Origin of the sequence: Mesorhizobium sp. M0239 (genome assembly GCF_040321815.1) — a bacterium.
GTDB lineage: Bacteria > Pseudomonadota > Alphaproteobacteria > Rhizobiales > Rhizobiaceae > Mesorhizobium.
Genome location: NZ_JAMYSG010000042.1, coordinates 41,493 through 49,787, shown reverse-complemented (window position 1 = coordinate 49,787; position 8,295 = coordinate 41,493). Strand labels below are relative to the sequence as shown.

Below are 8,295 nucleotides of genomic sequence, written 5' to 3'. Positions count from 1 at the left end.
TGACCAGAACCCTCATCAGAAGCGCCCATCCGTAACATGCCTGGGGAACAGACCCTTGATGTCGTAGATGACGCCCGGGGTCTTGCAAAGCGCCTGCAGGCCGTCGACGCCCAGCGCGCGGAACTGCCTGTGGCCGACGGCCACGATAACGCCGTCATAGCGCTGATCGGGAATGTCCTTCATGCTGGCTATGCCGAAGGCACGCGCGCATTCCTGCACGTTGACCCAGGGGTCCCATATGTCGATGCCGGCATTGTATTCCTTCAGTTGGGCAACGATATCGGCGACCTTGGAATTCCTCAGGTCCGGACAATTTTCCTTGAAGGCCGCGCCCATCACCAGAATCCGGCTGCCAACGACAGGTATTCCCTTGCGCATCATCAGGCGGGCCGTCTGATCCGCCGCGTGCTGACCCATGCCGTCATTGATACGGCGGCCGGCAAGAATCACCTCCGGATGATAGCCGAGTTCCTGGGCCTTGTGGGTGAGATAGTAGGGATCGACGCCGATGCAGTGGCCGCCGACGAGACCAGGCGTGAAGCGCAGGAAATTCCATTTGGTGCCGGCGGCTTCCAGCACTTCGGACGTGTCGATGCCGAGCTTGCCGAAGATAAGCGACAGCTCGTTCATCAGCGCGATGTTGAGGTCGCGCTGAGTGTTCTCGATGACCTTGGCCGCTTCGGCGACCGCAATGCTCGAGGTACGGTGTGTGCCTGCCGGCACGATCGAGGCATAGAGCGCATCGATACCTTCGGCCGCTTCCGGCGTCGAGCCGCTGGTGACCTTGACGATCGTTTGCAACCGATGCTCGCGGTCGCCCGGATTGATGCGCTCGGGACTGTAGCCGAGGAAGAACCCCTCATTGTAGCGCAGCCCCGAATGTTTCTCGATCAGCGGCGCGCACACCTCTTCCGTGCAGCCGGGGTAGACCGTCGATTCGAAGATCACCACCGCGCCTGGCGATATGACCTCACCGACCAAAGTCGATGCCATGATCAGCGGTTTCAGATCCGGACGATTGGCCCTGTCGATCGGCGTCGGAACCGTGACGATGAAAATCCCGCAATCGCGCAGATCGGCCTTGTCGGTGGTGAATGTCAGCCGCGACGCAGCACTGATCTCATCGCTGCTGGCTTCCAGCGTATGGTCGTCGCCACGCCTCAGCGCGTCCACCCTCGACTGGTCGATGTCGAAACCGACGACATCCCTGCCGGCACCGAAGGCGACCGCCAGCGGCAGGCCGACATAGCCAAGCCCGATGATCGCTATTTTCCTAGAGGCGAGATCCATCTGCTTCCTGCGCTTACTATTCCAGAGCCATGCTTCGCTTGGTTATCTCGCACCAAAGCCGGTAAGCATCGTTTTCATTGTCTTGAGGGTTATCAAAACGTCCAGCCAAGGCGAAAAGTTCTTTATGTAATAGAAATCATAGTGCAATTTTTCCATAACGTCATCGACGGCAGCCACATGCCCCTGATTTACTTGTGCCCACCCACTTATGCCTGGCCTGACGATATGCCTGTAGCGATAGAATGGCAGCTCAGCCTCGTACCACTGTGACAGCACGACAGCTTCCGGTCGCGGTCCGATCCAACTCATTTCGCCACGCAGGATGTTGATGACCTGCGGCAGTTCGTCGATCCTGGACTTTCGCAGGAAACGCCCGACTCGGGTGATGCGACCATCATCGCGCATGGTGATCGCCCTCTCCTTGTCGCTGCCGGCGCCAGAGTGCTGGCGCATCGAGCGAAACTTGTAGACCGTGCAGATCTTGCCCCGGTAGCCCATGCGTTGCTGGCGAAACAGCGCGGGACCATCGGAATCCAGCCGGATCAGCAGTGCTATCAACGCCAGAACCGGGGAAAGAACGATAATCAAGACAAGTGCCGAGACCCAGTCGACCGCCTGCTTGATCTTGAGATAGGCTTGGTTCGGATTGAGCGAACCAAGCGTGTTTTCCGACAGGTGCTCGATCTCGACCCGACCGGTCAGCGACTCGCTGACCTGCTTGACGTGGTATACGGGCGTTCCCGAAAGGGCCCGATCCGCGATGTATCGTTCCCATTCCGCGCCAAGATCGGCACGCAGATCAACGACCACGCCGCTGGCTCTTTCGATTATCGTACTGGTCGACTTGATCCAAAACCAATGCACACCCGGTAACGTCTTGAGGCGCTCGACATCTCCGCCGGGAATCACGACGAGCCGGTACGGATCGAGACGCCGCGTCAACAGGCTCAGGCCGAAATACCAGAGCGTGGACTGCGTGAAACTGGCGGCGGCTTGAAACCGGCTGTACTCGAACCGAAAAAAGAAGATGGTCAGGAAAACAGCCCCATAGGACAGGGCAAATGTCGGCAAGATGTAACTTGCCGCGGCCACGCCCGGGAAATTTCCGATGCGGCGATAGGACAAGAAGCCCACAAGGTGCGCGATGACCGCAGCTGCCACCGTGACCTGAAGATTGGCCGAATAGATAAATTCAGGATTGAAGACAATCCGGATGATCGCCGGCGCAAAAATCGCGAATGTCAGTCCGCCAAGCAGTTGAAACCGAATCCTGAACAGGAAGTGCCGGCTTCCGACAATAGTCGACGCTGCGACATTCAACGTCTTCCCCCCTTCCCCGAAGCTGCCGTGTCGGCGACAGACCAGCGCGATAGTGCATCTGACCTGATCGCTCACAACAACGAATCGGACGTCTCGCCCCCCGGCGATTCGATACAGTCGAAGACCAAGAGCTACGACAGCGCGGCTGCGCCAGCAAGCATCTATTTCTCAGATCAACAGTGCGGGAATTGAAAAGCCTGGGCTAATAAAGCGGCTTAATGATCATTACTGAAGATGTCGCAGCGTCTAGGGCGATATAACCGACAATCTATCGAGGTTGGCGGACACCAGACCGGAAATCGGCCAGTCACGCCGCTCCGGCCAGTGGCTTGATTGCCCCTGGCCGTTTCTTCGATCGCGCGCTTCAGCCGCGCTTGAGCAGCGTCCAGACGGCCGGCACCAGGCTTGCCGCGAGAGCCACCTTGATCAGGTCGCCGACGATGAACGGCACGACGCCGAACTGCCACGATTTTTCCGGGCCGATCAGCGCCGCCAGCCAGGCGAAACCCATCGCCATCATGACGACCTCGGCAACCAGCATGGCGTTGAAAAGCTTGATCGGATGGCGGTCCCAGCCGCGATCCGCCGCCCAGCCGACGATTGCCGCCATGACCACGAAGCCTGCGAGATAACCGCCGGTCGAGCCGAGCATGTAGGCAATGCCGAGACCCTTTTCAGGCGTGCTCTGGAAGACGGGGAAGCCCATGGCGCCCTCCGCCATGTAGAGCAGCAGGGTGGCGACGCCGAGACGCATGCCGAAAGCGGCGGCGATCAGCAGCACGGCCAGCGTCTGCATCGAAATGTCGACCGGCCCGAGCATAACCTTGGTCTTGGCCGACAGGGTCAGCACAAGCGTTCCGGCGATGGCCAGGAAAAGCTGCGTTGCCAGCCGCGCCGCGCCATTTTGCGGCAGAGCCAGAGAAACAAGCGGACGCATCGTAGTTGCAATTGCCATGGTATTTCCCCAATCCGATTGCCGCACACCGATGTTCGCGGCCTCACATCCTCCTATATTGGCTTGCGTGTTATGCGGCAATCGGTTTTGCCGTTTCCCGAAACAAGGCACCGATGCATGGCACTGAAATTCGATACCGGCTTCGACCCCTTCTATGGCCAGGGGGTGAACGTCGCGCCCGATGTCCAGCGCATCACGGCCCGCAATCCAAGCCCTTTCACCTTTCACGGCACCAACAGCTACATAATTGGCCGCGATACGCTGGCGGTGATCGATCCGGGGCCGGATGACGAGGCGCATCTGCGGACCCTGCTCGGCGTGATCGCAGACCGGCCGGTCAGCCATATCTTCGTCAGCCACACGCATCGCGACCACTCCCCGCTGGCGGCCCGGCTGAAAGAGCGCACCGGCGCCCTCGTGCTGGCAGAGGGGCCGCACCGGCCGGCAAGAGCCCTGCATATCGGCGAGACCAATGCGCTCGATGCCAGTGCCGACACGGGTTTCGTCCCTGATGTCGCCCTGCCCGACGGCGAGGTGGTCGACGGCGACGGCTGGTCGATCAGGACGGTTCTGACCCCGGGCCACACCGCCAATCATGCGGCATTCGCGCTGGAAAGAATTGGCGCGCTGGAAGGAATCGGTATCTTGTTTTCGGCCGATCATGTCATGGCCTGGGCAACCTCCATCGTCGCCCCGCCGGATGGAGCGATGGCCGACTACATGGCCTCGCTGGATCGCTTGATCGAACGCGGGGACCGCTTGCTGTTGCCCGGACATGGCGGGCCGGTGACAGCACCGCGGGCTTTCATGCGCGGGTTGAAGACGCATCGCAAGATGCGCGAGCGTGCCATCCTGGAGCGGGTCAAAGAGGGCGACCGGACGATCGTGGATATGGTCAAGGCGATCTACAGGGACACCGACCCGCGGCTGCATGGCGCCGCCGGATTGTCGGTGCTTGCCCATCTCGAGGATCTGACGGCGCGCGGCCTGGTTGTGACCGATGCCGCACCGGCCATCGACGGCATTTTCACGCCGGCTGGCTAAGCTATCGGCGCCATTCGCTCTAGAACCGGCTGGAGCGCTCTGCTGGCTGAGGCGACTTCAAGCCCTGGCAAGAGCATTCGGGATCCGTTGGAAGACGTGCCGCGGTCTCCAGCGCAACCCGCGAGGCTGTCATGGAGAGGCTCGGCAGCACGTGCTCCTGCAGCAATTTCTGGCGCTCGCGGTCCATATAGTCGTTGAAACCGGCCGTGACGAACGCCAGGGGCACGAAACAGGCGCCGATCTCGCGCGATAAGGTGGCCTCAGGGGCGATCGAGTGGTTGAGCACGTCCGCTCCCATGTTTCGATATGCCAGAGCTTCGGCGGGAGTTGTCAGTCGCGGCCCGTAGCAGTGGGCAGCCACCAACTGCTGCTCGATGCCATGGACGCGGCATTCGGCTGGCCAATGGCGCCGGGCGGTCTCGGCCAACAATGCCGCACATCTTGGACATACGATCTGCTTGCCCGAGCAGTCGAAGCTCTGGCGGCCAGGCAGCAGCGAAAACGGGGTCTGCGACAGTTCGATGATATCGGCGTTTACGACTATGTCGCCGGGCTGGATCGCCTTGTTGACGGCGCCAACAGTCGAGCAGGCCAGCACTTGCCTTACACCCGCTTTCATCAAGACCCAGAACGCGCGGCGATGACAGGAATGGTCGATATGGTCTCGGGGATTGCCGTGCGAATACATGCACAGGGCACGTTTCGTTTTGCCCTCGACGGTAATAGATGCATCGAATTCGAGCAGCTTCCAATTGTCGCTGGGACCGAAAGGCGTTTGGAAACTCATGTCTCGCTGCAAGGTGCGGACGCCATCAACTTCGACATCTTCCGGAAAGGCGAGACCCCAATTCGCCGATCCGGTGATGATCGCCAACCCCACTTGGGGTATGTCCGTTGAATGATCGGCCAGATCGTCGGCTGCATGATGATTGTTGGGCATGTTTTCAGTCTCGCTTAGGATTTTTGGCGAAGGGTCACGACCAGGACAACGACCACGACGATGACGGTCCACAAGGTCGAAATCGCCGCGATGGTCGGGTCGATCTGATCGCGCAGCGACAGGAACATGAGCTTCGGCAGCGTGCTGTTTTGACCACTCGCGACGAAGATCGAAATGACGGATTCGTCTAGCGAGGTCAGGAAGGCCATCAGTGTGGCCGACAACAGACTGATCTGAAGTTGGGGGACAATTATTCCGCCAATGGCTCTCGCCCAGTTTGCGCCCAGGCTGCGCGCCGCCTGAACCTGGTTCCAGTCAAAGCGGGCCAAGGCGGGCAACAACACAATGCACGCGACCGGAATGGCTAGTACCACATGTCCGACCAGGACACCGAACAGCGTTCCGACAAGACGTTGCGCCGCCAGAACAAAGAAGAGACCGATCGCGAGCAGGATCCCCGGCACAATGGACGGGGTGAGCAGAACGCCCTGAATGGTTACGGCGGCCTTTCCGCCGAGCCGGTTGATCGAGATGCCGGCCAGAAGCCCCAGCGGCACTGTGATCATCGCTGTCAATGTGCCGAGGATCAGGCTCGTCCTGAGTGCGGCCATCCATGTCGCCGAACCGAAGAAAGTCTCGTACCAGCGCAACGAGTATGCGCGCGGTGGGAACTCGAGAAGATTGGACGCCGAAAAGGAGAGCGGGACGACGACGAGCGTCGGCAGCATCAGGAACGCCATAACGAGCGCACAAAAGCTCCACAGGAGGATGCGGGCCAGCCTGCTGTCTGGATAGGCTTCAAGCATGGGCTGTGCCGATGCTGCGTCCGGCAATGAGCCGCCGCGCAGCCAGGAACATCACCCCCACCAACGCCATAAGAACGAGGAGCAGAATGCCCAGGACGCTCGCCGAGCCCCAATCCTGGAAGGTCGATAGCGTGCGCTCGATCCGGGTGGAAAGGGGATTTACCTTGCCGCCGCCAAGCACCGCGGGCGTGATGAAGAACCCTATGGTGTAAATGAAGACGATGATCGAACCCGAGAAGATGCCGCCGGCCGAAAGCGGCAGGATGACCGTGCGGATCGTTTGCCCGAGAGTGGCGCCCATGCTCGCCGACGCGCGGACGAGGTTTGCATCGATATCGCGCATCGCCGCATAAACGGGCAGCAGAAAAAGCGGCAGCATGTAGTGAACCATGCCGATCAGCGTTCCCGTGAAATTGTAGACCAGCGGCAATGGCTCAGCTGTCAGGCCTGAACCCGTCAAAGTTGCGTTGATCAGGCCATCGCGCCGCAACAGCACGAGCCAGCCATAGGTGCGCACCAGAATGGAGGTCCACAACGGCAGCATGACGAAGGCCATCAGCAAATTGGCCACCCTTGGTCTGGCGCTGGCCAGGGCGAGCGCCAGGGGAGTACCGAGAAGAATGCAGATCGCCAGCGTGCCCAGGGACAGTTCAAGGGTTGTGACCAGTGCCGACCATGTCAGCCCGCTCGAAAGCACCTTCTCGTAGTTGCCGACGGTGTACTCGCCCCCCGTGGTCAGGAAGGATTGCCGGATGATCCATAGGATAGGCAGTATCGCCGCCAGTCCGACGATGAACAGCGCAGGCAGTGAAAGCGAGAGGAAGAACCGCCGCTCGCGTCGCGCGTCTGCCGCGAGCGCAGGATCGGCAAGGACGGTCACGCTACCACTCCCGGTATCGCGTGAACTTTCGCTGCTGGTGCATAGGCGGTCACCCGCTGACCGGCGGCTAGTTCGGCGCAGCCGCTGGCCAGCGCCGCCGGAATGCAGACAAGTATCTCTTGCCCGCCGTCAAGCGCCAGCGTCAAAAGCCAGTTCTCGCCACGAAACGCCTTGGCGCGCAGCGTTCCCTCAAGGGCCACCCCGTCTGGCCCGACGAGCTTCGCATCAAGATGGAAGCATTCCGCGCGGATCATCAGAGCTTCGCGTGACGCATCGGCGCCGTCTATTCTGCGCGCCGAGCCCGGGGCCACAATGTTGGCCTCGCCCATGAACTCCGCGACGAAGCGGGTCGATGGACGATCATAGATCCGCTGTGGCGTATCGATCTGCTGGATGCGGCCGGAATTCATCACCGCGATCCTGTCGGACATGATTAGCGCTTCGCGCTGGTCATGCGTCACATAGATGGTGGTGATCCCCAGATCATCGTGCAGACGCCGGATCTCGTACTGCATGGTTTCGCGCAGGTTCTTGTCGAGCGCCGACAACGGCTCGTCCATCAGCATCACGCGTGGCTCAAAGACGATCGCCCGCGCCAACGCCACCCGCTGGCGCTGGCCGCCGGACAATGCGGCAATGTTGCGCTCCGCCAAACCTTCAAGCTTCACGCGGGCCAAAGTGTCGAGTGCCCTCTGGCGGGCCTCGGCTTTCGGCGTCTTGCGCAGCACCAACGGATACTCGACATTTGCCAGAACGTTCATGTGGGGAAACAGGGCGTAGTTCTGGAAGACTATGCCGATGTCGCGCTTGTTGGGGGCCAAGCGGGTAATGTCCCGATCGTCCAACAAAAGTTTACCGGAATCGGGCCGGACAAATCCGGCCAAAGCCATGAGCAGCGTGGTCTTGCCCGATCCGGACGGCCCCAAGAGCGTGAGAAATTCGCCAGCCTGAATGTCGAGCGAGACATCGTCCAGCGCGACGTAAGATCCGTAGGTCTTGCGCACGCTGTCGATGGTGATCGGGAGCGACTTCATCATGTGCTTCAGCCTTAAAGCTGAGA

At 60.6% G+C, this 8,295-nt stretch carries 8 protein-coding genes; 1 reads left to right on the top strand and 7 read right to left on the bottom strand.

The window, feature by feature from the left end:
• Positions 1-15: 15 nt before the first annotated feature.
• From NKI99_RS30525 to NKI99_RS30515, 3 genes are all read right to left on the bottom strand, one after another.
• Positions 16-1,290 (bottom strand): nucleotide sugar dehydrogenase, encoded by a 1,275-nt coding sequence (locus NKI99_RS30525; RefSeq protein WP_352613254.1) that lies wholly within the window; start codon positions 1,288-1,290, stop codon positions 16-18.
• A 42-nt stretch (positions 1,291-1,332) separates the two neighbouring features.
• The gene (locus NKI99_RS30520; RefSeq protein ID WP_352613252.1) at positions 1,333-2,610 is read right to left on the bottom strand and encodes a sugar transferase; all 1,278 of its coding nucleotides are present in this window, start codon (positions 2,608-2,610) and stop codon (positions 1,333-1,335) included.
• 364 nt (positions 2,611-2,974) lie between these two features.
• Positions 2,975-3,565, bottom strand: a complete 591-nt coding sequence (locus NKI99_RS30515; RefSeq protein WP_352613250.1) for a biotin transporter BioY — start codon at positions 3,563-3,565, stop codon at positions 2,975-2,977.
• Positions 3,566-3,682: 117 nt separating this feature from the next.
• Between NKI99_RS30515 and NKI99_RS30510 the strand changes: the two genes are divergently transcribed.
• Positions 3,683-4,609, top strand: coding sequence for an MBL fold metallo-hydrolase (locus NKI99_RS30510; RefSeq protein ID WP_352613248.1), 927 nt, complete (start codon positions 3,683-3,685; stop codon positions 4,607-4,609).
• A 19-nt stretch (positions 4,610-4,628) separates the two neighbouring features.
• On the opposite strand, the gene NKI99_RS30505 is transcribed toward NKI99_RS30510, so the two are convergent.
• The 4 genes from NKI99_RS30505 to NKI99_RS30490 all read right to left on the bottom strand — a co-directional run bounded on the left by NKI99_RS30505 (position 4,629) and on the right by NKI99_RS30490 (position 8,269).
• Positions 4,629-5,489: a phosphorylase family protein gene (locus tag NKI99_RS30505; RefSeq protein WP_352613256.1), complete on the bottom strand. Its 861-nt coding sequence runs from the start codon at positions 5,487-5,489 to the stop codon at positions 4,629-4,631.
• A 74-nt stretch (positions 5,490-5,563) separates the two neighbouring features.
• On the bottom strand, positions 5,564-6,355 hold the full coding sequence (locus tag NKI99_RS30500) for an ABC transporter permease (protein WP_128302516.1): 792 nt from the start codon (positions 6,353-6,355) through the stop codon (positions 5,564-5,566).
• Positions 6,348-7,235 (bottom strand): ABC transporter permease, encoded by an 888-nt coding sequence (locus NKI99_RS30495; RefSeq protein WP_023808558.1) that lies wholly within the window; start codon positions 7,233-7,235, stop codon positions 6,348-6,350. The genes NKI99_RS30500 and NKI99_RS30495 overlap by 8 nt, the downstream gene beginning before the upstream one ends.
• Complete coding sequence (locus NKI99_RS30490; protein WP_128302533.1) at positions 7,232-8,269, bottom strand: ABC transporter ATP-binding protein; 1,038 nt, start codon at positions 8,267-8,269, stop codon at positions 7,232-7,234. Before NKI99_RS30490 ends, NKI99_RS30495 begins: the two co-directional genes overlap by 4 nt.
• Positions 8,270-8,295 lie beyond the last annotated feature (26 nt).